This window comes from Achromobacter sp. SLBN-14 (assembly GCF_006715415.1).
GTDB classification, from domain to species: domain Bacteria; phylum Pseudomonadota; class Gammaproteobacteria; order Burkholderiales; family Burkholderiaceae_B; genus Achromobacter; species Achromobacter mucicolens.
In genome coordinates, this window is record NZ_VFNE01000001.1 from 726,755 (window position 1) to 753,314 (window position 26,560).

Genomic DNA, 26,560 nt, shown 5'->3' on the forward strand with positions numbered 1-26,560 from the left:
CGGAAATGGGCCGTCCGAAGACGGCCCAGCCCAGTCAAAGCCTAGTGCGCCTGCTCCCAGTTCTTGCCGACGCCCACTTCCGCCACCAGCGGCACGCGCAGCGTCGCCACGTTGCACATCAGGCGCGGCAGCGCTTCCTTGACCACTTGCAGCTCGTCGTCGGGCGCTTCCAGCACCAGTTCATCGTGCACCTGCATGATCATGCGCGTCTTCAGGTTTTCTGCGTCCAGCCAGTCCTGCACCGCCACCATCGCCATCTTGATGAGATCGGCCGCCGTGCCTTGCATGGGCGCGTTGATCGCCGCGCGCTCGGCGCCCTGCCGGCGCGGACCCGACGCCCCCCGGATTTCCGGCAACTGCAGCCGGCGTCCGAAGACGGTTTCAACGTAGCCCTGCTCGCGCGCCAGGCGCCGCGTGTTCTCCATGTACATCGCCACGCCCGGATAGCGCGCAAAGTAGCGGTCGATGTAGGCCTGCGCGGCGTCGCGCGTGATGCCCAGGTTGGATGCCAGGCCGAACACGCCCATGCCGTAGATGAGGCCGAAGTTGATGGCCTTGGCGGCACGGCGCTGATCGGTCGTCACGCCTTCCAGCGGCACGCCGAACACTTCGGAGGCGGTGGCGCGGTGGATGTCCTCGCCCGCCGCGAAGGCGCTTTGCAGGTTGGCATCGTCCGAGACGTGCGCCATGATGCGCAGCTCGATCTGCGAATAGTCCGCGGACAGCAGCATGCCCTGCTCGGCGATGAACGCCTCGCGAACGCGCCGGCCGGCCTCGGTGCGCACCGGAATGTTCTGCAGGTTGGGATCGGATGACGCAAGGCGCCCGGTGATGACGGCGGCCTGGGAATAATGCGTATGCACCCTGCCCGTCGCCGGATTGATCATGCGCGGCAGCTTGTCGGTGTACGTCGACTTCAGCTTGGACAGCCCGCGGTACTCCAGCAGCACCTGCGGCAGCGGGTAGTCCAGCGCCAGCTTGCTCAGCACTTCCTCGTCCGTGGACGGCGCGCCGCTCGCGGTCTTGCGCACCACCGGAAGCTGCATGCGGCCGAACAGGATCTCGCCCAGCTGCTTGGGAGAATTCAGGTTGAACGGCTGGCCCGCCAGTTCGTAGGCCTTCTGCTCGAGCTGCAGCATCTCTTGCCCCAGCTTGTTGCTCTGGCGGCCCAGTTCCGCAGCATCGACCTTCACGCCGTTGCGCTCGATCGTGGTCAGCACCGCCGACACCTGCATTTCCAGGCGATAGATGCGTTCGAGCCCCTCGTCGGCGGCGACCATCGGGCGCAGCACCTGATGCAGTTGCAGCGTGAAGTCGGCGTCCTCGGCCGCGTAATGCCCGGCCTTGTCGACCGCCACCTCGTCAAAACCGATCTGCTTGGCCCCCTTGCCGCACAGATCCTCGTACGACACGCCGCTGCGGCCCAAAAAGCGCTGCGCCAGGTCGTTCAACCCAACGCCGCGATGCGACTCCAGCACGTAGGCCTGGAGCATGGTGTCTTCGGCCGCGCCCGCCAGGCGGATGCCTTCGTTGGCGAAAACGTGTGTGTCGTACTTGGCGTGGTGCAGCAGCTTGGCGCGCGCCGGGTCTTGCAGCCACGGCTTGAGCCGTGCCAGCACCTCGTCCTTGGGCAACTGGACCGCGCCATCCGGCCCCCGATGCGCGACGGGGATGTAGCAGGCCACGCCAGGCTCAACCGACATCGACAAGCCCACCAGCCGGGCCTGCATTTCGTCCAGCGACGTCGTTTCGGTGTCCAGCGCAACCAGCGCAGTCTGCTGCACCAGTTCCATCCAGGCGTCGAACGCCGCCCAGTCGGAAATGATGCGGTAGTCGGTGGTCTCGGGCGCGGCCGGCGCCTCGTGCGCGATGCGGGCGTCGCCCGCGGGCACGCGCTCGGCGTCACCGGTCAGGTCGCGCAGCCAGGTGCGGAACCCGTAGCGCTCGTACAGTTCGGTCAGCGTCGCGTCGTCGCGCGCACGCGGCGTCAGGTCATCGACGCCGTCGACGTGCCCGGTCAGATCGCAATCGCACTTGACCGTCAGAAGCTGGCGCGTCAGCGGGAAATTGGGAATGGCCTCGCGCAGGTTGCTGCCGGCCACCCCCTTGATGCCCTCGGCGCCTTCGACCAGTTTGTCGATGGAGCCAAATTCCGTAATCCATTTGGCGGCCGTCTTGGGGCCCACCTTGGTGACGCCCGGCACATTGTCGACCGTGTCACCCACCAGCATCAGGTAATCCACGATACGGTCGGGCGGCACGCCGAATTTGTTCACGACGCCGGCCTCGTCCAGGACCTCGCCGCTCATCGTATTGACCAGGGTGACGTGGCTGTTCACCAGCTGCGCCAGGTCCTTGTCGCCCGTAGAGACGATGGTGTGCACGTCGTGCTGCGCGGCACGATGTGCCAACGTGCCAATGACGTCGTCGGCCTCGACACCCTCGATGGCCAGCACCGGCCAGCCCAGCGCGCGCACCGCGCGATGGATGGGATCGATTTGTGCTGCAAGGTCTTCGGGCATGGGCGGACGGTGCGACTTGTACTCCGGATACAGGTCGTCCCGGAAAGTCTTGCCGCGAGCATCGAAAATACATGCGGCATACTCTGCCTTATAGTCCGATACAAGCTTGCGCAGCATATTGACCACGCCGTAAATCGCACCCGTAGGTTCGCCTTGCGCGTTGCGCAAATCAGGCATAGCGTGGAAAGCGCGGTACAAGTAACTTGAACCGTCGACCAGTAATAAGGTTTTTTTCATGGTTACAAAGGCAGATATGGATACACCCGCCGGCAAACAAATTCCGCTGATTATGTCAGAGATAAGGACGGCGGCAGACAAGCTCGCACACATCGGGCCCGCAGTCAGCGTTTTCGGTAGCGCACGAGTCAGCCGTAATTCCCCGTACTATGAAACCACCATCGCGATTTCCTCGGCCCTGGCCGAAGCAGGCTTTGCCGTCATCGCGGGTGGCGGCCCCGGCATCATGGAAGCCGCCAACAAAGGTGCATTCGAATCAGGAGGCACGAGCGTCGGCTTGAACATCAGCCTGCCGCACGAAGCGCACAACAACGAATACCAGACCATCAGCCTGTCCTTCGAGTACTTTTTCCCTCGCAAGGCGGCATTCTTCATGCACAGCTTCGCCTACGTGGCGATGCCGGGCGGCTTTGGCACCCTGGACGAACTCTTCGAAGCGTTGACGCTCATCCAGACCGGCAAGGTCCCCCCGGCCCCCATCGTCCTGGTCGGCAGCGAGTACTGGTCGGGCCTTGCCGAATGGCTTGGCGATCAGGTGCTCGGCAATGGCATGATCGGCGCGCATGACCTGGATCTTTTCATCATCGAAGACGATCCCGTGAAGGTCGTGCGCAAGGTAGTCGAGTTCCACGAACGCGTGATGTCCGACGAGCAATACGCCCCTTCCCTTCCCGCCTGATCCCGCACGCCCGTTCGGGGCCGCATGCCCCGCGGGCGCGGCCAGCCATCGTCAAGGCAATGCCCCTAGGTCATCGCCTTGACGATGGCCTCGCGCGCCAGCCCCACGAACTCGCTTTCGCCGGGGCGGGCCGCTAGCAGCCGGAATTCCACCGACGGCAACGCCGGCAGGCCAGGCGCCTGCAGCCTCGCCATGCCGGCGCCAAGCGCCGATTCGTTCAGGCACGCCACGCCCAGTCCCGCCGCCACCGCCAGCTGCAATCCCGCCACGCCGGACGCCTCGTGCGACACGACATAAGGAAGGCTGCGGCGAGCCAACAGCCGCTCAACGTATTGGCGCAAGGCGCACGTCTCCGGCAGGGCCAGCAAGGGCAACGGTTCGGCCAGCGGCGGCGTCGCGCCCTCGGCTGCCATCCACAGCAGCGGTTCGCGCCGCAATAGCGCGCCATTGGCCCGGCCGCGCGCCGCGCCCCGCTCCTGGATGACCATGGAGATGCCGACGTCGATCTCGCCGCGCTCGTAAGCGGCCTCGATCGCCCCGCTCTTCATGATGGTGACGTGCAGCCGCACCTGCGGGTATTGCTCGCTCAGCCGCCGCAGCAGGCGGGCGACGTCGCCGGGGCGGAAGTAATCCGTGATGCACAGCCGCAGTTCGCCGCGCAGCGCCACGCCGCGCAGGTCGCGGTAGGCCTCGTCGCTCAGGGCCAGGATCGTGCGCGCATGCGCCAGCAGGCGCTGGCCGGCGGGCGTTGCGCGCACGCCCGTCTTGCCGCGCACCAGCAGCGGCTGGCCCGCCTTGTCCTCCAGCTTGCGCATCTGTTCACTGACCGAAGACTGCGACAGGAACACCTTGGGCGCGGCTGCCGTCAGGCTGCCCGCGTCCAGCACGGCGACCAGGGTGCGCAGCTGGTCCAGGTCAAATCCGCTCATGGCCTATCCAACGGCAAATACGATGGATGAAATCGTAAATTCCCGCTTTTCCGATGTCAATGCGCTTTCTACACTGGCGCCGTACCTACCCCACCCGGAGAGCCGTCATGCCCCACATCGTCATCCATCGTTCCGGCACGCCCGATGCCGCCATCGACCACCGCATCGTCGAGTCCGTCGCCGGGCTGACCCAGTCCGTCCTCGGAAAAAAGCTGCCCGTCATCGCCATCACGCTGCAGCACATTGCGCACGACCTCTGGTTCATCGGCGGGCGTCCCTTGTCGGAACTGGGCAAGAACGCATTCCATCTGGATATCAGCGTGACGGACGAGACCAACACCAAGGCCGAGAAAGCGCGCTTCATCAAGGAGATCTACGCGGCTTTCGCGGACATCCTGGGCGAGCTGCACGAATGCTCCTATGTGCACGTCATCGACGCGCGCGCGGCCGCCTACGGCTATGGCGGACGCACGCAGGAATACCGGCACCAGCACAGCGCCTCGTAAGCGGGCGGCGCCACGTCCTGCGATGTCTGACACCCGCCCAACATGCAAAAAGCCGCGCACCCAAAGGTGCGCGGCTTTTCATTGGCCGGGCTTGTTGGCGGCAGGCTGCCGCCTGCAGGCTTAGACCGCGGATTCGCGCGCGGCGCGCTTGCGCTCGTTCTCGAGCAGGTAGCGCTTGCGCAGACGGATCGACTTCGGGGTGATTTCGACCAGTTCGTCGTCGTCGATGAATTCCACGGCGTATTCCAGCGACATCTGGATCGGCGGAACCAGGCGCACGGCTTCGTCGGTGCCCGAGGCGCGCACGTTGGTCAGCTGCTTGCCCTTGATCGGGTTCACGACCAGGTCGTTGTCGCGGCTGTGGATGCCGATGATCATGCCTTCGTACAGCGCATCGCCCGGGTTGACGAACATGCGGCCGCGATCCTGCAGCTTCCACAGTGCGTAGGCCACGGCGTCGCCGTTGTCCTGGCTGATCAGCACGCCATTGCGGCGCTCGCCGATGGAGCCTTCCTTGATGGGCGCGTATTCGTGGAAGATGTGGCTCATCAGGCCCGTACCGCGCGTCAGCGTCAGGAACTCGTTCTGGAAGCCGATCAGGCCGCGGGCCGGGATCAGGTATTCCAGGCGCGTACGGCCACGGCCGTCCGGCTGCATATCCTGCAGGTCGCCCTTGCGGCGGCCCAGCTCTTCCATGACGCCGCCCTGGTGGGCGTCTTCGACGTCAACGGTCAGCGATTCGAACGGCTCGCACTTCACGCCGTCGATTTCCTTGAACACCACGCGCGGACGCGACACGGCCAGCTCGTAGCCTTCGCGGCGCATCGTTTCCAGCAGAATGGTCAGGTGCAGTTCGCCACGGCCCGACACTTCAAACACGGTGTCGTCGCCCGTGTCGCGCACACGCAGCGCCACGTTGGACTTCAGCTCGCGGTCCAGGCGGTCGCGCACTTGGCGGCTGGTCACGAACTTGCCTTCGCGGCCCGCCAGCGGCGACGTGTTCACCATGAAGTTCATGGTCAGCGTCGGCTCGTCGATGCGCAGCATCGGCAGCGGTTCCTGGTTGGCCGGATCCATCACCGTGCAACCGATGCCCAGGTCTTCGATGCCGTTGATCAGCACGATGTCGCCGGCTTCGGCTTCGTCCACCACGATGCGCTCCAGGCCATGGAACTTCAGCACCTGGTTGATGCGGCCGCGGCCGCCCTGGCCATCGGGACCGAACTTGTAGGCCACTTCCATGCCGGGGCGCATACGGCCACGGTTGATGCGGCCCACGCCGATCTTGCCGACGTAGCTGTTGTAGTCCAGCGAGATGATCTGCATCTGCAGCGGACCGTTGGGATCGTCCTCGCGCTGCGGCACGTGCTGCAGGATGGCTTCGAACAGCGGACGCATGTCGCCTTCGCGCACATCCGGCGTGAGGCCGGCGTAGCCGGACAGGCCCGACGCGTACACGACCGGGAAGTCCAGCTGCTCGTCGGTAGCGCCCAGCTTGTCGAACAGATCGAACGTGGCGTTGATGACGAAATCCGTACGGGCGCCCGGACGGTCAACCTTGTTGACCACGACGATCGGCTTCAAGCCCAGGGCCAGCGCCTTGCGGGTCACGAAAATGGTCTGGGGCATCGGGCCTTCGACCGCGTCCACCAGCAGCAACACGCCGTCGACCATGGACAGCACGCGCTCGACTTCACCGCCGAAGTCCGCGTGTCCCGGGGTGTCGACGATGTTGATGTGGGTACCTTCGTATTCCACGGCACAGTTCTTGGCCAGAATCGTGATGCCGCGTTCCTTTTCCAGGTCGTTCGAGTCCATGACCCGTTCGGTCAGCGCCTGGTTTTCGCGGAAGGTGCCGGATTGGCGCAGCAGCTGGTCGACCAGGGTGGTTTTACCGTGGTCCACGTGGGCGATGATGGCGACGTTGCGCAAGGCGCGAGTCATAGCGAGTCCTTTAAGGTCAGGGTGGAGGGCAGCAAGCCCTCCGGCAATTCGTTCAGTGCAAGCAATGCCTGCTTCGGGTCTGGCATGGCCTGCAAGGCTTCCAGTTCAACGGCGCGTTCCAGAGAGAAGGGCCCGACGTGCGTGCGCCGCAGCGCCGTCAGGTGGGCGAAACAGCCCAGCACGCGCCCGATGTCCTGGGCCAGTGTTCGGATGTATGTGCCTTTACTGCAAGCCACATCGATCTCTGCCTGCCTCCCGGAGAGGGACAACAGCTCGATGCGGTATATCGTGATCTGGCGCGGCGGCCGCTCCAGTTCGATGCCCGCGCGGGCGTACTCGTACAGCGGCTTGCCGTCGCGCTTGAGCGCGGAGTACATCGGCGGAATCTGCTCGATGGTGCCCGAGAAACGTGACAGCGCGTCGCGCAGAGCCTGTTCCTCGACGGTAAAACCGGGTTCGGCGGTCGCCGTGACGTTGCCCGTCAGGTCGCCGGAATCGGTTTCCGATCCAAATTGCAGCGTAGCGCGATATGCCTTGTCGGCGTCAAGCATCGCGCCGGAAATTTTGGTGGCGCGACCCATGCAGCACACCAGCAAGCCGGTGGCAAAGGGGTCCAGCGTGCCGGTATGGCCGGCCTTGGCCGCATCCATGGCGCGTTTGGCGCGCTGCAAGGCGTGATTGCTCGACAAACCCACGGGTTTATCAAGCAACAGCACACCGTCGAGCGCAAGCCCGCGTCGTTTAGCCATCGTCGGAATCCGGAAAAAAAATGAAGCAGTGACGACAGCCCGATCAGGACTGGTCTTCTGGCTCGTCGGGTACGCCCGAGTGCGGGCCGGGGCGGTTTGCGCGGTCGATGAGGATCGACATCTCGATGCCACGAGCGACTTGCTCGTCGTGGAAGAAGCGCAAAGTGGGGACGGTATGGATGTGCAAAAGCTTGTAGAGCTGCGAATGCAGCCAGCCGGCCTTCTCGTTCAGCAAGGTGGCGGCGGCTTCGGGCTCGGCGCCCAAAACCGTGAACCACACCTTGGCATGCGCGTAGTCGGTCGACAGTTCCACACCCGAAATCGTGATCAATCCAGCGCGTTTGGTGTCGATCTCGCGCTGGATGATCCCGGCCAGATCCTTCTGGATCTGGTCGGCCAGCCGCAGATTGCGGCCGGGAATGGCTTTGGACTTGTGACGGCTCATTAACAATGCCTGGCGCCTGCTTTACAGCGTGCGCGCAATTTCCTTGATTTCAAAGACTTCCAGCTGGTCGCCCACCTGGATGTCGTTGTTGCCGCGCAGCGTCAGGCCGCAATCGAAGCCCGACTTGACTTCCTTGACGTCGTCCTTGAAGCGGCGCAGCGATTCGAGGTGCCCCGTCCAGTGAACCACGTTGTTGCGCAGCAGGCGGACCTGAGAATCGCGGCGCACGATGCCATCGAGCACCATACAACCGGCGATGTTGCCGAGGCGGGAGATGCTGTACACCTCGCGGATCTCGACCAGGCCGATGATTTCTTCCTTCTTCTCGGGCGCCAGCATGCCCGACATGGCGGCCTTAACTTCATCCACGGCGTCGTAGATGATGTTGTAGTAGCGCACGTCGATGCCGTTGTTCTCGGCAAGCTTCTTGGCGCTGGCGTCGGCGCGCACGTTGAAGCCGATGACGACGGCGTGCGAGGCGATGGCCAGGTTGATGTCGGTTTCCGAGATGCCGCCCACGGCGGCGTGCACGACCTGAACGCGCACTTCGTCGGTGGACAGCTTGACCAGCGATTGCACCAGCGCTTCCTGCGAACCCTGCACGTCGGTCTTGACGATAAGGGTGAGGGTCTGGGTGCCTTCGCCGAGGTTGTCGAACATCGATTCCAGCTTGGCGGCCTGTTGGCGGGCCAGCTTGACGTCGCGGAACTTGCCCTGGCGGAACAGCGCGATTTCGCGCGCCTTGCGCTCGTCGGACAGCGCCATCAGCTCGTCGCCGGCGGCCGGCACTTCGGTCAGGCCCTGGATCTCGACGGGAATCGACGGTCCGGCCGACTGGATCGGCTTGCCGTTTTCGTCGAGCATGGCGCGCACGCGGCCAAAGCTTGCGCCGGCCAGCACCACGTCGCCGCGCTTGAGCGTGCCGCTCTGCACCAGGATCGTCGCGACCGGGCCGCGGCCCTTGTCCAGACGGGCTTCGATGACCAGGCCCTTGGCGGGCGCGTCTTCCGGCGCCTTCAGTTCCAGCACTTCGGCTTGCAGCAGCACGTTTTCGAGCAGATCGTCGATGCCTTGGCCAGTCTTGGCGGACACGCCCACGAACGGCACGTCGCCGCCGTATTCTTCAGGCACGACCTCTTCGGCAACCAGTTCCTGCTTGACGCGGTCCGGGTTGGCGGCGGGCTTGTCGATCTTGGTCACGGCCACGACGATGGGCACGCCAGCAGCCTTGGCATGGTGGATGGCTTCACGCGTCTGGGGCATCACGCCGTCGTCGGCGGCAACCACCAGAATCACGATGTCGGTCGCCTTGGCGCCGCGGGCACGCATGGCGGTGAACGCCTCGTGGCCCGGGGTGTCCAGGAAGGTGACCATGCCGCGCTCGGTGCGCACGTGATAGGCGCCGATATGCTGCGTAATGCCGCCGGCTTCGCCCGCGGCAACCTTGGCGCGGCGGATGTAGTCCAGCAGCGAGGTCTTGCCGTGGTCGACGTGGCCCATGACGGTCACGACCGGCGCCCGCGGCAGCTGTTCGGCTTCGGATTGGGTGGCGGATTCGTCCAGGAAGGCTTCCGGGTCGTCCAGCTTGGCGGCGATCGCGACGTGGCCAAGTTCTTCGACCACGATCATGGCCGTTTCCTGGTCCAGGACCTGGTTGATGGTGACCATCTGGCCGAGCTTCATCAATTGCTTGATGACTTCGGCGGCCTTGACGGACATCTTGTGGGCCAGGTCGGCGACGCTGATGGTTTCCGGCACGTGGACTTCACGTGCGATGAATTCCTGCGGCGCCGGCTCGTTGCGGCGGTCGTTCTGCTGGTTGCGGCCACCACGGCCGCCCGACTTGCCACCGCCCTTGCCGCCTGCACGCCAGCCATCGCGGCTGGCCGGGGCTGCCGGCTTGTCGGCGGGCTTCTTGCGCGACGAATCGTCCGACCAGGTCGACGACACTTCGGCGGTCTTGATGGTCTTCTTGGCGCCAGGCGCGGCCGGCTTGGCGTCCTTCTTGGCCGCGGGCGCGGCGCCGGGCTTGCCGGCGGGCTTGTGTAGCGTGCCGGAGATCGGCGCGGCAGCGGGCGCTTCCGGTTCCGGCGCGCGCAGCACCTTGCGGGGACGGTTCAGCATTTCGCGCAGCGCGGCAGCCTCGGCCTCGGCGGCGCGGCGGGCTTCGTCGCGGCCAGCGGTCGTGGCGGAAGCGGCCAGCGGCGGACCGGCGCGACGATTGTCGGCGCGCGAGGCTACCTTGGGCGCAGCGGCGGGCGCGGCGGCCTCGGGCTTGGCGGCAGGCTTCACGGATTCGGATTTCGCGGCAGGCTGCGCCTGGGCGACAGGCGCGGCGGCCTGGGAGGAAGATGTTTCGGACTTATTGGCTAGCACAGCAGGTTCCGGCTTGGCTTCTTCAGCCTTGGGCTCGGTGGTTTCAGTCTTGATTTCGGGCTTGGCCTCTTCGGCCACGGGCTCGGCAGGAGCAGGCGCCGGCGTCGGTTCGGGTTCAGGCTGGGCCTGAACTTCGGGCGCTTTGGCCTCGACGGGGGCGGGCGCTTCGGCCGCGACGGATTCGGTTGCCGCGGGCGCTTCGGCCGGGGCGGCGGCTTCGACAGCGGCGGGCTCCTGCTGCGGCGCTTCGGCCTGGGCGGGAGCTTCGGCCTCTACAGGCGCCGTTTCGCGAGGTTCGGCGGCGGCGGGCGCCTCGGGCACTGCGGGCGCAGCCGGAGCGGAAACCTGCGGAGCGGCTTGCTCGGCAGCTTCCTCTTCGGGACGGGCCGAGGCAGCCTGCTCCAGGGCGAGTTCGGACGGGTCGCGCTTGACGAAGACGCGCTTCTTGCGCACTTCGACCTGGATCGTGCGCGAACGGCCCGTGGCGTCGGCTTGCCGGATCTCGGAAGTCTGGCGGCGCGTCAGCGTGATCTTCTTGCCTTCGGTTGCGCCGTGTGCGCGACGCAGCGATTCGAGCAATTTCGCCTTGTCGCTGTCGGTGACGGAATCGTCAACCGATTTGAGGTCAACGCCAGCCGAACGCAGCTGATCCAGCAGCACGTTGGCAGGCATTTTCAGCTCGGTAGCGAACTGGGCGACGGTATTACTCGACATTAGGCTCTCTCTTCCCTATAGGCAGCTATTACAAACAACGTGAACTTGCGGTGGACGAAGCGGCAGCATCCTCCACCGCAGACCCGTGTCCTTATGGTTATTCTTCGTCGAACCAATGGGCACGGGCACGCATGATGAGATCGCTGGCCTCCTGTTCGGTCAGACCGGCGATTTCCGCCAGCTCGTCCGTTGCCAATTCGGCCAGATCATCACGCGTATGCACTTGACGCTCGGCCAGCTTGGCGGCCAGTTCCGGCGTCATGCCTTCGAGTTCTAGCAGATCCTGTGCGGTCTCAAGGCGCTCTTCCTGGGCGATTGCCTCGGTCAGCAGCGCATTGCGGGCACGGGCGCGCAACTCATTAATGGTGTCTTCGTCAAACGCCTCGATTTCCAGCAGTTCCTGCATGGGCACGTAGGCGATTTCCTCGATACCGGTAAATCCTTCGTCGATCAGGATGTCAGCGACTTCCTCGTCGACGTCCAGCTTGCTCATGAACGTGGTGCGCAGACCCGAACGCTCGACTTCCTGGCGGTTCAGGCTTTCTTCCGGCGTCATGATGTTGATCTGCCAGCCGGTCAGTTCGGACGCCAGGCGCACGTTCTGGCCCTTGGCGCCGATGGCCTTCGGCAGGTTTTCCTCGTCCACCACGACGTCCATCGCATGCTTGTCTTCATCGACGACGATGGATTCGACGTTGGCCGGCGCCAGCGCGCCGATGACGAACTGCGCGGGGTCTTCCGACCACAGCACGATGTCGACCTGCTCGCCGCCGAGTTCGTTGCGCACGGCGGTCACGCGCGAACCGCGCATGCCCACGCACGTCCCGATGGGATCGATACGCTTATCGTATGCCACGACGGCGATCTTCGCACGCACGCCGGCATCGCGGGCAGCAGCCTTGATCTCGAGCAGACCCTGCTCGATCTCGGGCACTTCGTTCTCGAACAGCTGGCGGATGAACTCGGGCGACGTGCGCGAGAGGATGACCTGCTGGCCACGCGCGGCGTGGTCCACACGCAACACGAAGGCGCGCACGCGATCGGCAACCCGAAGGTTTTCCTTGGGGATCATCTCGGAGCGCGGCAGGCGCGCTTCGATCTTGCCGGTTTCAACGATGGCGTCGCCCTTGTCCATGCGCTTGATCGTGCCGGAAACGATGGTTTCACCACGGTCCAGGAAGTCGTTCAGCACCTGTTCGCGCTCGGCGTCGCGGATCTTTTGCAGGATCGCCTGCTTGGCGGCCTGGGCACCGATGCGGCCGAATTCGATGGGCTCCAGGGGCTCTTCGATGTACTCGCCTTCCTTGATGCCGGGGACGATTTCCTCCGCGTCCGACAGCATTTCCTGCTTGTCGGGTTCTTGCAGGCCGGCCTCATCGGGCACGACCAGCCAACGGCGGAAGCCTTCGTGGTCTCCCGTTTCCCTATCGATGGAAACACGAATGTCCGCATCATCCTTGAAGCGCTTTTTCATGGCCGAGGCCAGCGCACTTTCGAGAGCGCCGAACACGACGTCACGCGTGACGTTCTTTTCACGCGCCAAGGCATCGACCAACAGAAGAATTTCGCGACTCATCGCTTTTTGCCCTTGAAATCCAGAACGGGATCCAGTTTTGCACGCTCGATGTCTTCGACCGTGAAATTCAACACCTGGACTTCGTTCTTTTTTGCCTCAAATTCGAGACCGAACACGGTCTTGTGCATGCCAGCAGCCGCGTCGGAAGCAGCGGCGTCGTCTTCCGGCACGGTCAACGTGCCCGAGAAGACTTTGCGGCCGTCCAATGCTTCGCGCAGCTTGATTTCGATGCGCTCGCCTGCAAACCGGCGGAACTCGGCCTCGGTGCGCAGCGGGCGATCCACGCCCGGCGACCCGACCTCGAGGCGCTTGTAGTCGATGTTCTCGACCTCATAGACCCGCGACAATTGGCGGGACACCTGCTCGCAGTCTTCGATGCGCACACCGCCGACCCGATCGATCGTGACGCGCAAAAGACCCAGGGCGGCACGTTCCACGTCGACGAGTTCGACGTCCATGCCGGCCAGAGCCTCTTCGGTCAATGCGAATAAATCAGCCATATACTCAAAAAAAATGGGCTGCACGCCCAGCCCACCGATATTGCACAGAGCCCAGCCGCTTCCCTACTGCACGTAAGGAGCAATGCTGGGCAGTGCCCTATATTGCGACCTAATTTTTGGCTTGCGCCGTCCTGACTGCCCGTCCCGGTCTGGCCGGGGTCGGGATCAATGCCGTGGCGCCTGTGCGCCGTCCGCAGATAGCGGCTCGCTCCAACGAGACTGCTGCAAGCAGCGCCCCTGGGCACGCCAACACGCCAGCACAAAGCCGAGCGCCCGGTCGGCACACATGCAGCCGACGTGCTTTTTGCGGTAAAGCGCACTTGAGAAACCAGTGCATCCAGCAAAAAGCCATGACGCGAAGCCATGAAAACCATTGATTTTACCAGATAAACGGGAAAATCGCCTGATTCGTCACGGGCTTACGTTTATATGGGACGGATGCGGGGCGGCAGCGCGCTCAGCGGGCCGCCCTGCGGGGATCAGCGGCCCTGACGTCCCCGGCCGCCACCCACGACACCCAAGCGGGATTCGTGCGCCGACGCACTGCGCGGCTGCCAATCGTCGCCCCGCTGACCGCCTTCGCTGCGGGCGCCGCCCGCACGCGGCGTGCGCGGCTTGCCGCCCGCGCCGGGACCCTTGTTGTTGCCGCCGGCGCGTGCGCCTTCGGCCTTGTTGCCGCCGCGGCCGCCGGCAGCCGGCTTGCCCCCGCGCGCCGCATTGCCGCCGCGCGCGCCTGCCGGTTTGTTGCCGCCCGGCTTGCCGCCGCCCGGCTTGCCACCGGACTTGCCGCCGGGCCTGCGGCCCGCGCCAGCCGGCGCTTCCGCCATGCCGCCAACCGCCGGGTTCACGCCGGCGACATTGCCGCCCGCCGGGCTGCTGGCCATCGGGTTACCCGGGCCGGCGTTCGCTGCGGCGCGAGGCCCACGGGCATTGCCGCCCGAGCGTCCACCCGCCTTGCCGCCCGACTTACCGCCCGCCTTGCCACCGGGCTTGCCGGCGCCAGCGGGCCGCGAACCCGGTTTGCCCTTGCGATTGCCGAAGCCGCCCTCGCCCGAGAGCGGATGGCCGTTGGCATAGCCGCCAGCAATCATCAGGCCGGTGCCGAACGGATCGGACGGACACGCCGCGGCCTGACCCGCGCTGCCCACACCGCCGCCCTGCAGCTTGCCGCGGCGCCCGATGCGGGCGCCATTCATGCCATTGCGGTCCAGCGTGCCAAACCCCGGGGGCAGCGCGCTGTCATGCGATTGCGGCTGCTTGGAGCGGCGGCGGTTGCCGGACGAATCGTCGTCGTCACGCAACAGCCCCAGTTGCACCATCAGCGCGGTCACGAGAGACGCATCCAGTTCGTCCCAGCGGCCACGGCGCAGCGTGCGCGGCAGCACCACATCGCCAAAGCGCGTACGGATCAGGCGGCTGACCGTGACGCCAACCGCTTCAAACATGCGGCGCACTTCCCGGTTGCGGCCTTCTTGCAGCGTGACGCGATACCAGCGGTTGCTGCCGTCGCCACCCAGATAATCCAGCGCGCCGAACGCGGCCAGACCGTCTTCGAGTTCGATGCCGTCCACCAGCGACTGGCGCTGCGCTTCGTCCATTTCACCCAAGACACGGACGGCGTACTCGCGTTCCGTGCCATAACGGGGGTGCATGATCCGGTTGGCCATGTCGCCCGACGTCGTGAAGATGAGCAGGCCTTCGGTGTTCAAGTCCAGGCGGCCCACCGAGAGCCACTTGCCGGTGCGCAGCTTGGGCAAACGCGCAAACACGCTGGCACGACCGCCGGGGTCGTCGTGGCTGACGATCTCGCCGGCGGGCTTGTGATACAGGATCACGCGCGGCGGCTTCTTGGTGTTGGCGCGCATGATGGGCTTGCCGTTGACGCGGACCTGGTCGTTGGGACCCACGCGCTGGCCAATATGCGCCGGCTCGCCGTTGACGGACACGCGGCCCGCCACGATCAGTTCTTCCATTTCACGGCGCGAGCCGATGCCGGCGTCGGCCAGCACCTTGTGCAGCTTGGGCATGACCGCTTCGCTGTTCAGGTACTTGCCCAGGCGCTGTTCCATGCGGTCAGCCGTGTCCAGGTAGGACAGGGCCTGTTCGGCCTCCTGCTCGCCGCCACGGGAGTCCGCGGACTCGACCGGCGCGGCCGGCGCGGCGGCCTGGCCTTCGGCGGCGGGGGCCTGCTCGGCGGCGGCATCGCCACGACGGCGGCGGAACGGCGTCCTCAGTTTGCGGCCGCGGCCGCGGGCGCCGGCATCGCCTTCGGCGGCCGGTTCGCGCGCGCCAGAGGATTCCGGCGCGCCGGCAACGGCGTCATCCGAACGGGGGGTGTCGTCCTGTATTGCTGTATTCGTTGTCACTGGGACAGCTCCGAATTTCAAACTTGGGTAGGCCTGCCGGGAGCAGGCTCGTCATCATCTGGGGACGCCGAATCCGGTCCAGACCCGGACCGTTCGGGGTCCGCCTCTTCCGGCGCCGCGTCGGCGGCTTCGGCGTCGGGCTGAACAGCCCCGCCAAGACCATGAACGGGCTCACGCCTGGCGTCGCCAGGGGCCTCGGCATCGGTCTTGTCAGTCGGGTCAGTCGGTTCCGCGTGTTTTGCGTTCTCGACTCTTTCCTTTGCAGCACCGGCCTCGGAGGCATCGGCGGCCATATCGGAAGTGTCGTTGCCAGCCCTGTCGTCGGGAAGATCGGACGAGAGCGGCGTATTGGACAAGCCTTCGGCTTGCTCCCGGACGGTGGATTCGTCGGCGGGATCCGCGCCTTCTTCTGTGCGCGAAAGCTCGGATTCTACGCTATCGATGGCCGCCATGGGGGCCTCGTCTTCCGAAACAGACAATTCCGCAACAGGGAAGTTCTCGCGGTTTTGTTCGTCGAGGCCAGCCAGAGGCAGATTTTCGCCTTCGGGCGCCGCCTGCTCCGGCTCAACATCCGAGCCCGGCTCTGCGCCATCGGCGCCAAGCGTGGCACCTTCTTGGGCCACCTCGCCTGCTGGCGCGGCGCCCTCGCCTTCGGCCTGTTCCGGCCCCTCGCCCAGCACCTGCTGCACTTCGCCCAGATCCAGCCCGGCCAGTGCGGCGGCCGCGTGTGCGGTTTCCAGCGGCGGCAGCTCGTCCAGCGCGCGCAGCCCCAGATCGTCCAGGAACTGACGCGTGGTGCCGAACAGCGCGGGGCGTCCCGGCGCGTCACGATGGCCGATCACCTCGATCCAGCCACGGTCTTCGAGGGCCTTGACGATCTGCGACGACACCGTCACACCCCGGATGTCTTCGATATCCCCGCGCGTCACGGGTTGGCGCCAAGCCACGATGGCCAGCGTTTCCATCACGGCGCGGGAATATTTAGGCGGCTTTTCCGGGCTTAGACGCTCCAGATAGCGCTGCATGCTGGGGCGGCTCTGGAAACGCCAGCCGGAGGCAAGCTGCACAAGTTCCAACCCGCCGTCGGCCCAGTTGGCCTGCAACGTCTCCAGCAGCCGGCGCACGGCACTGTTGTCGAATTGTTCATCATCCCCGAACAGCTTGCGCATATCGGAAATCTGCATCGGCTGCACCGCGCACAGCAGCGCGGTTTCCAGCACGAGTATTGCCTCGCTATCGTTCATCGACATCCAAATTCAAAAAGGGGCTAACTTGCGCTTGGTTTAAAATAAGGTTAATATTCTTTTCTCAGACGCGGGGTGGAGCAGTCTGGCAGCTCGTCGGGCTCATAACCCGAAGGTCGTAGGTTCAAATCCTGCCCCCGCAACCAATTCGATGAAGGCTCGGCATTCGCCGGGCCTTTTTCATTTGCACGGCCAAATTGAATGCGCGAGAAACCGGCATTCGATTTGCGAATAAACCCGCGGCGGCAGACATGTTCGCGCGCAAACACCCGGGCCGCCGCATGAGCGGCGGCGCAACAGTCGATGTTGGCTTGCGAAATTGTCACTGGGTTCCTGTTTACCGCCGCGCCGGCGCCCATAAGGCGGAACGTCTGCCGCTGCTGCGCAGCAGCGGCAAACGTCTGAGCAAAATCCGGTCTGAGCAAAATCTGGAAAAGCTGGCGCCAGCTATGCCGACGCCGGTCGCCAAAATGGCTGCGGAACGCGCCGGAACCACCGGCACCAAGCGTTATCCGCGAAAGTATTGATCGCAACGACTAGAACCAACAGGCATCGGCCACAGCCGCGCGACGCAATAGCGCCACTGCCAGACAGACACGCCCACTGGCACACCCCCATGCGCAAACCGAGCCGTGCTGCGGATTGCGCCGGCCTGCCACCAGGCCGGAATGATTCTTAGGTTTTTTTAGGTCAAATGCCGGCAAATTATACCGCCATATATTGCGCTCTCAAGCTGCGGCGCACCCGGAGCCTAGGCTGCCGGCCTGTCCCACGGCGCCGATCCCAGCCGCTCGGCAAGATAATCCAGCATCGAGCGCAAAATCAGCGGCATTTGCCGGCGCGAGGCATAAACGCCATAGATGCCAAGTTCCTGAGGCTTGCACTCGCGCAGGATGACCTGCAGCTTGCCGGACGCAATGTATTCGGCCGCGTAATAGGTGGGCAACATGGCGATGCCCGCCCCCTCCACCGCAGCGGACGACAACACGGACACTTCATTGGCGCTGATGTTGCCGCCGACCGGCACATCGACCGGCTCGCCGTCGCGTTCGAAACGCCAGAGGCTTTTACCGAAATAGGAATGCGTCAGGCAGTTGCGCAATGACAGATCTTCGATGCGCGCCGGCACGCCTTCGCGCGCCAGATATTCCGGGGATGCACAAACCACGGAGCGGCACACGGCCAGCTTGCGCGCAATCAGGTTGGGATCGAGGTCGTTGGTGATCCGCACGGCGAGATCCACGCGCTCTTCCACCAGATTGACCGCCCGCTCCACCAGCATCAGGTCGACCGACGTGCCGGGGTGCCGCTTGACGTAGTCGGTGACAGCCGGCGCCAGGTGACGGGCGCCAAAGGACATGCTTGTGGTGATGCGCAGCAGGCCGCGCGGCGTGTCTTCGGGGGTGGCGACGGCGCTATGCAGGTCGCCGACCATATCCAGCATCTGGCGGCAGCGCGGCAGCGTTTCGGCGCCGGCCGGCGTCAGGCTCAGGCGCCGCGTGGTGCGATGCAGAAGACGCACGCCGACCCATTGCTCCATCTCGGCCAGGTAGCGAGACACCATGGCCCGCGACATGTCCAGATGGACGGCGGCCGCCGACAGGCTGCCCCGGTCGGCAACCTCGACGAACACCTGCATGGCTTTCAGTCGATCCATCTTCGTCTCGGCACGGGCATCAGACCGTACCGGTTATACCGTATTTCCGCGCCGCATCCGCAACGGAATATCGATCAATGAAACGGGGTCCTTCGAAAGGATCAGGCCGCGGGCTGACCCAGCGCCTCGCGCACGGCCCCGGCCACTTCCGTCTCCGCCACGCCACGCACGATGAGCACCAGCCGCGACGCGCGCGATTCGTCCGGCCACGCGCGCAAGGGATGCAGCGGGTACAACTCGCCATGAACGCCGTGCACCTCGCAGGGCATCGATTCACCCTCGAAGCAGATCAGCCCCTTCATCCTGAGCAAGCCCTGCCCATAGCGCTCCTGGATCCGGGCGATGCCTGCCAGAAACGCTGCCCGCCCGACGGGCGCCTGCAACGTGATCGACACACTGCCCACGCCCGCATGCCGAGCGCCCGGGGACGTGGAAAAAGCCGCAAGCCAATTGGAGGCAATCACGCCATCCTGCCGCGCAAAAAGATCCGGCGCCTCGCGCAGCATGAGCGCAAGCGGCTCGTCCGGGCGCTGCACGCACCGCCGCGCGCCGGGATTGACGGCGGCAATCGCCCGCTCGACCTGCTGCACTTGCGCCTGATCGGCCAGGTCGGACTTGCTGACCACGACCGTGTCGGCGAGCGCCAGCTGCCGGGACGCCTCGGGCTGCGTCTGCAACTGCCCGGCGCCCTGCGTCGCCGACACCACCACGATCGCGCCCCGGTACACGTAGCGTTCGGCCAGAAACCGGTCATGCTTGAGCGTGAAGAGAATGGGCGCCGGATCCGCGAGGCCGCTGGTTTCGATGATGACGTGCCGAAACGGCTTGATCTTGCGCCCAAGCGCCGACATGAACAGATCGCGCAAGGTGTCGATCACCGAGCCGCTTACGACGCAGCACAGGCAGCCGCCCTCGACCAACACGACATTGTCCGGGGCGAGCCGGACCAGATGATGATCGACCCCGATATCGCCGTATTCGTTGACGATGACCACCGCGCCGGCATAGGCGGGCTCTTGCAGCAGGCGATTGAGCAGCGACGTCTTTCCGCTGCCCAAAAAACCGGACACCACGGTCACGCCCACGCGCTTGTCGTCACTCATGCCGATTCGACCCTTTGATGGACGCGCAACGGCGCCACGCCGCAAAAACCAAAAGGGCCGCTCACTTGCGTGAGCGGCCCAACATTCTTTTGGCTCCCCGAGCTGGGCTCGAACCAGCGACCTGCGGATTAACAGTCCGTCGCTCTACCGACTGAGCTATCGGGGATCTGCCAAGACCGAAATTATGAACTAAAAATTCATCGCGTGCAAACGCCATCTTTTTCCGGATTTTTTTCACTCCTTGTTTCCCATCGCGAAAAAACTCTGATATGATTTCTGTCTTTCCAGATCGGGCCCCAAAAAAGGCAGCGAACGGGAAAGAAAAAAGATGTTTTGCTTAGCGCTTTCCGGCTTGGTCCAGAAACAAAAGCAAATGGTCTTGCCGGCATAGCTCAGTTGGTAGAGCAGCGCATTCGTAATGCGAAGGTCGTAGGTTCGACTCCTATTGCCGGCACCAGATTTCCAAAAAGCAGCCCTCTCGGGCTGCTTTTTTCATTTCCGCCCCCTATCCTCGTCCCGCCCGCCCCGCCCCAGCCGGGAACTCGGGCTGATCGCCGCGCGTCCAACCCCCTTGGACCACCCCAGCGGAAAAAACCATGCGCATTCTTCTCGTGGAAGACGACATGATGATCGGCGAAAGCGTGCTGGACTGCCTGCGCGCGGAACACTACGCCGTTGATTGGGTCCGGGACGGCAGCGCGGCGGACTCGGCGCTGCGCACCGACCCTTATGACCTTGTCCTGCTCGACCTGGGCCTGCCCAAGCGCGACGGGCTGAGCTTGCTGCGCGACATGCGCACGCGCAAGGACCGTACGCCGGTGCTCATCGCCACCGCGCGCGATGCGGTCAGCGACCGTATTGCGGGACTGGACGCCGGCGCCGACGACTACATCGTCAAGCCCTACGACGTGGACGAACTGCTGGCTCGCATGCGGGCCCTGATCCGCCGCAGCGCGGGCCGGGCCGAACCCATCTTCGAACACGAGGGCATCACCATCGACCCGCAGTCCCATGCCGCCATGGTCGACGGCTCGCCGGTCACGCTGACCGCCCGCGAATGGGCGGTGCTGGAACCCCTGATCGCCCGGCCCGGCATGATCTTCTCCCGCGCCCAGCTCGAAGAAAAGCTCTACAGCTGGAAGGAGAGCATCAGCAGCAATGCCGTTGAGGTTTATATTCATGGCCTGCGCAAGAAACTGGGTCCGAACCTGATCCAGAACGTCAGAGGCGTCGGCTATGTCATCCCCAAAACATGAGCATTCCGCTTAGCTACTCGCTGAGAGCCCGGCTGCTTTTCTTTCTGCTGGCCGCCATCGCGGTCGGCGCGCTGGTGCAAGGCGCAATCGCCTACCGCAGCACCTTGGCGCAAGCCGACGACATCTTCGATTCGCTGCTGCAGCGCACGGCGCTGTCGCTGGGCACCGGCGACGGCTTGCTCAGCACGGGGCCGACGCACGCGCGTGGGGCGGGTTCGCCGGTTGCCGACGATCTCATCATCCAGATCTGGACGCCGGACGGCCTGCGGGTCTTCAATTCGCGCTCCCGCCTGCGCCTGCCCAGCCAGATCGTGCTGGGGTTTTCGGATGCCAGGCTCGAGGGCGAGACCTACCGCGTGTATTCGCTGGCCACGCCCTTCCAGGTGATCCAGGTGGCGCAGGATATGCGCGTGCGCAAGAACATGGCCAGCGCGCTTGCCCTGCGCACCGTCGCGCCGATCGCCGCGGCCGCGCCGCTGCTGATGCTGATCATCTGGTGCGTCGTGAGCTGGTCGCTGCGGCCGGTCAAGCGCGCCCGCGCGCAAGTGGCCTCGCGCCAGCCCGAAGACCTGTCGCCCGTGAGCGTGCGGGGGCTGCCCGATGAAATCCGCCCGCTGGTGCAGGAACTGAACCTGCTGCTCGAACGCATGCGCGGCGCCTTTGCCCAGCAGAAGCAATTCGTGGGCGACGCGGCGCACGAATTGCGCTCGCCATTGGCGGCATTGCGCCTGCAGATGCAGGCGCTGCAGCGCGCAACCGACCCCGAGGCCCGCCAGGTTGCCGAGCAGCGCCTGGCCGCGGGCATCGATCGCGCCACGCGGCTGGTCGAGCAATTGCTGTCGATGGCGCGCCAGGAAGGCGCGCAGGCGCAGACGCCGCTTGCGCCCGTCGATCTGGCCGACGTGCTGCGCCAGGCCGTATCCGAGACGCTGCCGCAGGCGAACGCCAAATCCATCGACATTGCGCTGGACGGCGAGACGCAGGTGCAGGTGCGCGGCAATCGCGATGCGCTGGTGCTGCTTGCGCGCAATCTGCTGGACAACGCGATCAAGCACTCGCCTGCCGGCGGGCGCGTCGGCATCCGCCTGGACCGCACGCCGGACCGGGTCTCGCTGCTGATCGACGACGCGGGACCGGGCATCCCCGTCCACGAACGCGAGCGCGTGTTCGACCGCTTCTATCGCGCCGAAGGCAACTCGACGCATGGCAGCGGGCTGGGGCTGGCCATCGCGCGCACCATCGCCGACCGCCACGGCGCCACCATCACTTTGGAAGATCCGCCTCCCGGCCAGGGCCTGCGCGCACGCGTGGATTTTCCTGCTTAAGTTTCCCCTAAGTGTCGGGCCTGAAGATAGCGCCATGTCCCCAACATGATCGCAGGAGCCGACATGAAGACCACGCAAATCAAACCCTCGCGCCTCATCATGGCGCTGCTGGCCGCCGGCGCCATTGGCGGCGCAGGTGCCACTGCCTTGACCGGCAGCGTTTCGATGGCTGCCGACGCCCCCACCGCGGCTTCGCAGCCGATCAGCGCGTCCGTGCCGCCCAATTTCGCGCAGATCACGCGCGAATCCGGTCCGGCCGTCGTCAACATCAGCGTGAGCGGCACACGCAAGGTGTCCGCCGCCGAGAGCGACGACCCGTTCGCCCAGTTCTTTGGCCAGATTCCCGGCTCTCGCGGCCGCGCGCCGGCCCGTGAAGTACCGATGCGCGGCGAAGGCTCGGGCTTTATCGTCAGCTCGGACGGCATCATCCTGACCAACGCGCACGTGGTCCAGGACGCCAAGGAAGTGACCGTGAAGATGACCGACCGCCGCGAGTACAAGGCCAAGGTCCTGGGCGCCGATCCCCAGACCGACGTCGCCGTCATCAAGATCGAGGCGAAGAACCTGCCGGTGGTCAAGGTGGGCGACGTCAACAAGCTGCAGGTGGGCGAATGGGTGCTGGCCATCGGGTCGCCCTATGGCCTGGAGAACACCGCCACCGCCGGCATCGTCAGCGCCAAGGGCCGCTCGCTGCCGGACGACACGTCGGTGCCGTTCATCCAGACCGACGTGGCCGTGAACCCCGGCAACTCGGGCGGCCCGCTGTTCAACGACCGCGGCGAAGTCGTGGGCATCAACTCGCAGATCTACAGCCGCACCGGCGGCTTCCAGGGTCTGTCGTTCTCGATCCCCATCGACCTGGCTTACAAGATCAAGGACCAGATCCTCGAGCACGGCAAGGTGCAGCATGCGCGCCTGGGCGTGACGGTCCAGGAAGTGAACCAGGACCTGGCCGATTCGTTCAAGCTGGATTCGCCGTCGGGCGCGCTGGTGTCGAGCGTCGAAAAGGGCAGCGCGGCGGATAAGGCCGGACTGCAGCCGGGCGACGTGGTGCGCAAGATCGACGGCAAGACCATCGTGTCGTCGGGCGACCTGGCTTCCACGATCACCATGGCCGCCCCCGGCGAGAAGATCAAGCTGGACGTGTGGCGCAATGGCGGGCAGAAGGAAATGGTCGCGACGCTGGGTGGCGTGCCCAAGGACAAGACGCAGGCGTCGGCCGACGGCCAGGAAGTGCAGCGCGGCCAGCTTGGGCTGGCGCTGCGCCCCCTGAGCCCGCAGGAGCAACAGGAGGCCGGTGCGGAAGGCTTGCTGATCGAACGTTCGGCCGGCCCCGCCGCCAAGGCTGGCATTCAGCCCGGCGACGTGCTGCTGTCGCTCAATGGTGTGCCGGTGCACAACGTCGGCCAGGTGAAGGCCGAGTTGTCCAAGGCGGGCAAGACCGTGGCCTTGCTGGTGCAGCGGGGCGAAGACAAGATCTTCGTGCCGGTGCAGATCGGCTGACCGGCCGCTGTGTCACTCCGCGTCGGGCTGGTTGCCCGGCGCGGCCTTTTCGAAAGCCGGCAAGGCCCGGCACGCCGCATCGATGCGCAGCACATTGGGCATGGCCGACAGGTCACACTCGAAGCGCTGCGCATTTGCCACTTGTGGCACCAGGCACAGGTCCGCGATGGTGGGCGTGTCGCCGTGGCAAAACTGGCCCGTGGCGCTTGAGCCGGCCAACTGGGCTTCCAGGGCTTCGAGCCCCTGATGCACCCAGTGCTTGTACCAGGCGGTCTTGGCCGCTTCGTCCACGCCCAGCGTGTGCTTCAGGTACTTCAGCACGCGCAGGTTGTTCAACGGATGCGTGTCGCAGGCAATGCCCAGCGCCAGATCGCGCACCCGGGCGCGGCCGATCGCATCGGCCGGCAGCAGCGGCGTCTGGGGATGGGTTTCTTCCAGGTATTCGATGATGGCCAGCGATTGGCCGATGACCGCATCGCCGTCGACCAGCGCCGGAACCAGCGCGGTCGGATTCACCTTGCGGTAATCGGCCGACAGCTGCTGGCCGCCGTCCTTCAGCAGATGGACCGGCACGTATTCGTAGGGCAAGCCCTTCAGGTTCAAGGCGATGCGCACGCGGTAAGCGGCCGAGCTGCGGAAGTAGCTGTAGAGCTGCATGAAGTCTCCTCGGTGTTCTTGTGGCGCCGCCCGCGCGGGCGGCGCTTGTTCATTCCAGCGATTCGGTCTGGGCCGCCTTGCGCGACAAGCCCTTGGGCAACGGGAACGCGACGTTTTCTTCAAGCCCCGGCATCTTGCGCACCGAGACGGCGCCCAGTTCCTTGACCCGCGCAATCACCTGCTGCACCAGCACTTCCGGCGCCGAGGCGCCCGCGGTCACGCCAATGCGCTTGCGGCCAGCCAGCCAGGCCGGATCGATGGAATCCGCGCCGTCGATCAGATAGGACGCGACGCCCTTGCGCTCGGCCACTTCGCGCAGCCGGTTGGAGTTCGAACTGTTCGGGCTGCCCACCACCAGCACCAGGTCGCATTCAGGCGCCATGACCTTGACCGCGTCCTGCCGGTTCTGCGTCGCATAGCAGATGTCGCTCTTCTTTGGCTCGGCAATGTTGGGAAAACGCGCCTTGAGCGCCTGCGACACGGCGGCCGCGTCGTCGACCGACAGCGTGGTCTGCGTGACGAAGGCCAGGTTTTCCGGGTTTGCGACATCAAGGCCGGCCACGTCCTCGACGGTTTCGACGAGATACATGCCGCCCTGCGCCTGCCCCAGGGTGCCCTCGACCTCGGGATGGCCCTTGTGGCCGATCATGATGATCTCGCGGCCGGCCGCGCGCATGCGCGCGACTTCGATGTGGACCTTGGTGACCAGCGGGCAGGTGGCGTCAAACACTTGCAGGCCGCGCGATTCGGCTTCGGCGCGCACGGCCTTGGAGACGCCATGCGCCGAAAACACCACGATGGCGCCCGCCGGGGCGTCCTCGAGCTCGTCGATGAAGATGGCGCCCTTGGCGCGCAGGTCTTCGACGACATAGCGGTTGTGAACGATCTCGTGGCGCACATAGATGGGCGCGCCGTGCAGTTCGATGGCCCGCTCGACGATATCGATGGCGCGATCCACGCCTGCACAGAAGCCGCGCGGCTGCGCCAGCAGGACTTCGGCGTCGGAGGCGGTGACAGCCTGGCTCATCAAAGCACTCCCAGCAGCGCGACGTCCACTTTCAGGCTGATGCCCGCCAGCGGATGGTTGAAATCGAACAGGGCCGAGTCGTCGTTGATTTCCTTCAGGACGCCCGAGTAGCGGCCCCCGTTGGGCGCGGTGAATTCGACCAGGTCGCCGGGTTCGAAGGTGGCATCCGGACCCGCGTGTTCGGCCAGCATGGCGCGCGTGACGCGCTGGATGAGTTCGGGGTTGCGGTCGCCATAGGCATCGGCGGGCTCGATGGTGACGCTGAACTTGTCGCCTTCGGCGCGGCCGACCAATGCGGCCTCAAGGCCGGGCGCCCATTGGCCGCTGCCCATTTGCAGCGTGCCGGGCCGGCCGTCGAAGGTATCCGTGAAGATGGAGCCCGCGCCCGGGCCGGACGCCAGCGTGATGCGGTAATGCAGCGTCAGGTAGGAATCCGGACGGACCAAAACGTTCACTTCATTAGAGGCGATGCTCACGATCTGCCACCGTATGGGTATTTGAGTAAACCCTGATTTTAGAGCCTCTTATGAAATTGTCCGTCCGGCTGCCAAAACAAGACCGTCCCCGAGAGCGCATGCTGCGCCACGGGGCCGCATCCATCCAGGACGCCGAGCTGCTTGCCGTCGCCCTGCGCACGGGCATTCCGGGGCTGAATGTGGTGGATCTGTGCCGCCAGCTGCTGGACCGGTTCGGCGGCCTGCGCGGCCTTTTAAGCACCTCGCCCGAGGAACTGATGGCCGTCGCCGGCCTGGGCTCGTCCAAGGCCTGCACCCTGGCGGCCTTGCTGGAACTGGCGCGCCGGGCGCTGGAAGAAGACCTGGTCAGGGACATCGCCATGAACCACCCGACCCGCGTGAAGCAATACTGCAAGGCGGCGCTCGGGCATCGCCAGGTCGAGCACTGCATCGCGCTCTACCTGGACGCCCAGCTGCGCCTGATCGCCACCGGCGAACTGGCGCGGGGCACGCTGTCGCAGGCGGCGGTCTACCCCCGGGAGGTCGTGCGCGAAGCCTTGCGCCACCACGCGGCGGCCCTCATTGTGGCGCACAATCATCCATCGGGCGTGGCCTCACCAAGCGCCGCTGACCAGAGCTTCACCCGGCACCTGAAGCAAGCCCTGGCGCTGGTGGACATCCGGCTGGTCGACCACCTGATCGTCGCGGGCGGCTCGGCGCTGTCGATGGCCGAGCTGGGCTGCCTCTGACCGCAACGCGGGCCGGAATTCCGTTAGACTACCGCCCGATA

The 26,560-nt window shown here is 65.3% G+C and carries 22 protein-coding genes and 3 tRNA genes; 9 read left to right on the forward strand and 16 right to left on the reverse strand.

The features are described from left to right. Positions 1-41: 41 nt before the first annotated feature. On the reverse strand, positions 42-2,759 hold the full coding sequence (gene polA / locus FBY20_RS03340; RefSeq protein ID WP_142050020.1) for a DNA polymerase I: 2,718 nt from the start codon (positions 2,757-2,759) through the stop codon (positions 42-44). A gap of 52 nt (positions 2,760-2,811) precedes the next feature. Between polA and FBY20_RS03345 the strand changes: the two genes are divergently transcribed. Continuing rightward, positions 2,812-3,438: a TIGR00730 family Rossman fold protein gene (locus FBY20_RS03345; protein WP_056322403.1), complete on the forward strand. Its 627-nt coding sequence runs from the start codon at positions 2,812-2,814 to the stop codon at positions 3,436-3,438. 65 nt (positions 3,439-3,503) lie between these two features. Here the strand turns inward: FBY20_RS03345 and FBY20_RS03350 are convergent, their stop codons facing one another. Next, positions 3,504-4,367 carry a LysR family transcriptional regulator gene (locus FBY20_RS03350; RefSeq protein ID WP_056322402.1) on the reverse strand — a complete coding sequence of 288 codons (864 nt, stop codon included), beginning with the start codon at positions 4,365-4,367 and terminating at the stop codon, positions 3,504-3,506. 107 nt (positions 4,368-4,474) lie between these two features. Between FBY20_RS03350 and FBY20_RS03355 the strand changes: the two genes are divergently transcribed. Beyond that, complete coding sequence (locus FBY20_RS03355; RefSeq protein WP_142050023.1) at positions 4,475-4,873, forward strand: 4-oxalocrotonate tautomerase; 399 nt, start codon at positions 4,475-4,477, stop codon at positions 4,871-4,873. Between the two features lie 120 nt (positions 4,874-4,993). On the opposite strand, the gene typA is transcribed toward FBY20_RS03355, so the two are convergent. The 8 genes from typA to scpB form a co-directional block, all read right to left on the reverse strand. After that, entirely contained in the window at positions 4,994-6,817 is a 1,824-nt protein-coding gene (gene typA, locus FBY20_RS03360) for a translational GTPase TypA (protein ID WP_056322397.1), read from the reverse strand. Beyond that, entirely contained in the window at positions 6,814-7,566 is a 753-nt protein-coding gene (gene truB, locus FBY20_RS03365; RefSeq protein ID WP_142050026.1) for a tRNA pseudouridine(55) synthase TruB, read from the reverse strand. The genes typA and truB overlap by 4 nt, the downstream gene beginning before the upstream one ends. A 43-nt stretch (positions 7,567-7,609) precedes the next feature. After that, positions 7,610-8,011: a 30S ribosome-binding factor RbfA gene (gene rbfA, locus FBY20_RS03370; protein ID WP_056322392.1), complete on the reverse strand. Its 402-nt coding sequence runs from the start codon at positions 8,009-8,011 to the stop codon at positions 7,610-7,612. A gap of 21 nt (positions 8,012-8,032) precedes the next feature. Next, positions 8,033-11,101 (reverse strand): translation initiation factor IF-2, encoded by a 3,069-nt coding sequence (gene infB / locus FBY20_RS03375; RefSeq protein ID WP_142050029.1) that lies wholly within the window; start codon positions 11,099-11,101, stop codon positions 8,033-8,035. Positions 11,102-11,198: 97 nt separating this feature from the next. Further along, positions 11,199-12,677 (reverse strand): transcription termination factor NusA, encoded by a 1,479-nt coding sequence (gene nusA / locus FBY20_RS03380; RefSeq protein WP_056322387.1) that lies wholly within the window; start codon positions 12,675-12,677, stop codon positions 11,199-11,201. Then, positions 12,674-13,177: a ribosome maturation factor RimP gene (gene rimP, locus FBY20_RS03385; RefSeq protein ID WP_056322384.1), complete on the reverse strand. Its 504-nt coding sequence runs from the start codon at positions 13,175-13,177 to the stop codon at positions 12,674-12,676. Before rimP ends, nusA begins: the two co-directional genes overlap by 4 nt. 479 nt (positions 13,178-13,656) lie before the next feature. Further along, the gene (rluB, locus tag FBY20_RS03390) at positions 13,657-15,543 is read right to left on the reverse strand and encodes a 23S rRNA pseudouridine(2605) synthase RluB (RefSeq protein ID WP_255452225.1); all 1,887 of its coding nucleotides are present in this window, start codon (positions 15,541-15,543) and stop codon (positions 13,657-13,659) included. A gap of 17 nt (positions 15,544-15,560) precedes the next feature. Then, positions 15,561-16,793 carry an SMC-Scp complex subunit ScpB gene (gene scpB / locus FBY20_RS03395; protein ID WP_142050035.1) on the reverse strand — a complete coding sequence of 411 codons (1,233 nt, stop codon included), beginning with the start codon at positions 16,791-16,793 and terminating at the stop codon, positions 15,561-15,563. 63 nt (positions 16,794-16,856) lie between these two features. Here scpB and FBY20_RS03400 point away from each other — a divergent pair. After that, positions 16,857-16,933, forward strand: a tRNA-Met gene (locus tag FBY20_RS03400). 105 nt (positions 16,934-17,038) lie between these two features. Continuing rightward, on the forward strand, positions 17,039-17,314 hold the full coding sequence (locus FBY20_RS03405; RefSeq protein ID WP_142050038.1) for a hypothetical protein: 276 nt from the start codon (positions 17,039-17,041) through the stop codon (positions 17,312-17,314). A 224-nt stretch (positions 17,315-17,538) separates the two neighbouring features. Here the strand turns inward: FBY20_RS03405 and FBY20_RS03410 are convergent, their stop codons facing one another. The 3 genes from FBY20_RS03410 to FBY20_RS03420 form a co-directional block, all read right to left on the reverse strand. After that, positions 17,539-18,444 (reverse strand): LysR family transcriptional regulator, encoded by a 906-nt coding sequence (locus FBY20_RS03410; RefSeq protein WP_142050041.1) that lies wholly within the window; start codon positions 18,442-18,444, stop codon positions 17,539-17,541. A 101-nt stretch (positions 18,445-18,545) separates the two neighbouring features. Continuing rightward, positions 18,546-19,547 (reverse strand): GTP-binding protein, encoded by a 1,002-nt coding sequence (locus tag FBY20_RS03415; RefSeq protein WP_142050044.1) that lies wholly within the window; start codon positions 19,545-19,547, stop codon positions 18,546-18,548. A gap of 90 nt (positions 19,548-19,637) precedes the next feature. Continuing rightward, a tRNA-Asn gene (locus tag FBY20_RS03420) sits at positions 19,638-19,713 on the reverse strand. A gap of 215 nt (positions 19,714-19,928) precedes the next feature. Here FBY20_RS03420 and FBY20_RS03425 point away from each other — a divergent pair. From FBY20_RS03425 to FBY20_RS03440, 4 genes are all read left to right on the forward strand, one after another. Further along, positions 19,929-20,004: transfer RNA gene (locus tag FBY20_RS03425), tRNA-Thr, on the forward strand. A gap of 139 nt (positions 20,005-20,143) precedes the next feature. After that, on the forward strand, positions 20,144-20,803 hold the full coding sequence (locus FBY20_RS03430) for a response regulator (RefSeq protein WP_056322372.1): 660 nt from the start codon (positions 20,144-20,146) through the stop codon (positions 20,801-20,803). Continuing rightward, a complete protein-coding gene (locus FBY20_RS03435) occupies positions 20,800-22,128 on the forward strand; it encodes an ATP-binding protein (protein WP_142050047.1) in 1,329 nt (442 codons plus the stop codon). Before FBY20_RS03430 ends, FBY20_RS03435 begins: the two co-directional genes overlap by 4 nt. Positions 22,129-22,191: 63 nt before the next feature. Beyond that, positions 22,192-23,631, forward strand: coding sequence for a DegQ family serine endoprotease (locus FBY20_RS03440; protein ID WP_056322366.1), 1,440 nt, complete (start codon positions 22,192-22,194; stop codon positions 23,629-23,631). A gap of 12 nt (positions 23,632-23,643) precedes the next feature. Here FBY20_RS03440 and maiA read toward each other — a convergent pair whose 3' ends face one another. From maiA to FBY20_RS03455, 3 genes are read right to left on the reverse strand one after another with little or no spacing between them, the layout of a single operon-like run. After that, a complete protein-coding gene (maiA, locus tag FBY20_RS03445; RefSeq protein ID WP_056322364.1) occupies positions 23,644-24,288 on the reverse strand; it encodes a maleylacetoacetate isomerase in 645 nt (214 codons plus the stop codon). A 49-nt stretch (positions 24,289-24,337) separates the two neighbouring features. Beyond that, on the reverse strand, positions 24,338-25,315 hold the full coding sequence (gene ispH, locus FBY20_RS03450; protein WP_056322361.1) for a 4-hydroxy-3-methylbut-2-enyl diphosphate reductase: 978 nt from the start codon (positions 25,313-25,315) through the stop codon (positions 24,338-24,340). Continuing rightward, positions 25,315-25,791: a peptidylprolyl isomerase gene (locus FBY20_RS03455; RefSeq protein ID WP_081100848.1), complete on the reverse strand. Its 477-nt coding sequence runs from the start codon at positions 25,789-25,791 to the stop codon at positions 25,315-25,317. Before FBY20_RS03455 ends, ispH begins: the two co-directional genes overlap by 1 nt. A 50-nt stretch (positions 25,792-25,841) precedes the next feature. Between FBY20_RS03455 and radC the strand changes: the two genes are divergently transcribed. Then, positions 25,842-26,519, forward strand: a complete 678-nt coding sequence (gene radC, locus FBY20_RS03460) for a DNA repair protein RadC (protein WP_056322355.1) — start codon at positions 25,842-25,844, stop codon at positions 26,517-26,519. The last annotated feature ends 41 nt before the right edge of the window (positions 26,520-26,560 follow it).

Coding starts and splice junctions, on each gene's coding strand:
- polA (WP_142050020.1), bottom strand. CDS start 2,759: ATGAAAAAAACCTTATTACTGGTCGACGGTTCAAGTTACTTGTACCGC.
- FBY20_RS03345 (WP_056322403.1), top strand. CDS start 2,812: ATGTCAGAGATAAGGACGGCGGCAGACAAGCTCGCACACATCGGGCCC.
- FBY20_RS03350 (WP_056322402.1), bottom strand. CDS start 4,367: ATGAGCGGATTTGACCTGGACCAGCTGCGCACCCTGGTCGCCGTGCTG.
- FBY20_RS03355 (WP_142050023.1), top strand. CDS start 4,475: ATGCCCCACATCGTCATCCATCGTTCCGGCACGCCCGATGCCGCCATC.
- typA (WP_056322397.1), bottom strand. CDS start 6,817: ATGACTCGCGCCTTGCGCAACGTCGCCATCATCGCCCACGTGGACCAC.
- truB (WP_142050026.1), bottom strand. CDS start 7,566: ATGGCTAAACGACGCGGGCTTGCGCTCGACGGTGTGCTGTTGCTTGAT.
- rbfA (WP_056322392.1), bottom strand. CDS start 8,011: ATGAGCCGTCACAAGTCCAAAGCCATTCCCGGCCGCAATCTGCGGCTG.
- infB (WP_142050029.1), bottom strand. CDS start 11,101: ATGTCGAGTAATACCGTCGCCCAGTTCGCTACCGAGCTGAAAATGCCT.
- nusA (WP_056322387.1), bottom strand. CDS start 12,677: ATGAGTCGCGAAATTCTTCTGTTGGTCGATGCCTTGGCGCGTGAAAAG.
- rimP (WP_056322384.1), bottom strand. CDS start 13,177: ATGGCTGATTTATTCGCATTGACCGAAGAGGCTCTGGCCGGCATGGAC.
- scpB (WP_142050035.1), bottom strand. CDS start 16,793: ATGTCGATGAACGATAGCGAGGCAATACTCGTGCTGGAAACCGCGCTG.
- FBY20_RS03405 (WP_142050038.1), top strand. CDS start 17,039: ATGTTCGCGCGCAAACACCCGGGCCGCCGCATGAGCGGCGGCGCAACA.
- FBY20_RS03410 (WP_142050041.1), bottom strand. CDS start 18,444: ATGGATCGACTGAAAGCCATGCAGGTGTTCGTCGAGGTTGCCGACCGG.
- FBY20_RS03415 (WP_142050044.1), bottom strand. CDS start 19,547: ATGAGTGACGACAAGCGCGTGGGCGTGACCGTGGTGTCCGGTTTTTTG.
- FBY20_RS03430 (WP_056322372.1), top strand. CDS start 20,144: ATGCGCATTCTTCTCGTGGAAGACGACATGATGATCGGCGAAAGCGTG.
- FBY20_RS03435 (WP_142050047.1), top strand. CDS start 20,800: ATGAGCATTCCGCTTAGCTACTCGCTGAGAGCCCGGCTGCTTTTCTTT.
- FBY20_RS03440 (WP_056322366.1), top strand. CDS start 22,192: ATGAAGACCACGCAAATCAAACCCTCGCGCCTCATCATGGCGCTGCTG.
- maiA (WP_056322364.1), bottom strand. CDS start 24,288: ATGCAGCTCTACAGCTACTTCCGCAGCTCGGCCGCTTACCGCGTGCGC.
- ispH (WP_056322361.1), bottom strand. CDS start 25,315: ATGAGCCAGGCTGTCACCGCCTCCGACGCCGAAGTCCTGCTGGCGCAG.
- radC (WP_056322355.1), top strand. CDS start 25,842: ATGAAATTGTCCGTCCGGCTGCCAAAACAAGACCGTCCCCGAGAGCGC.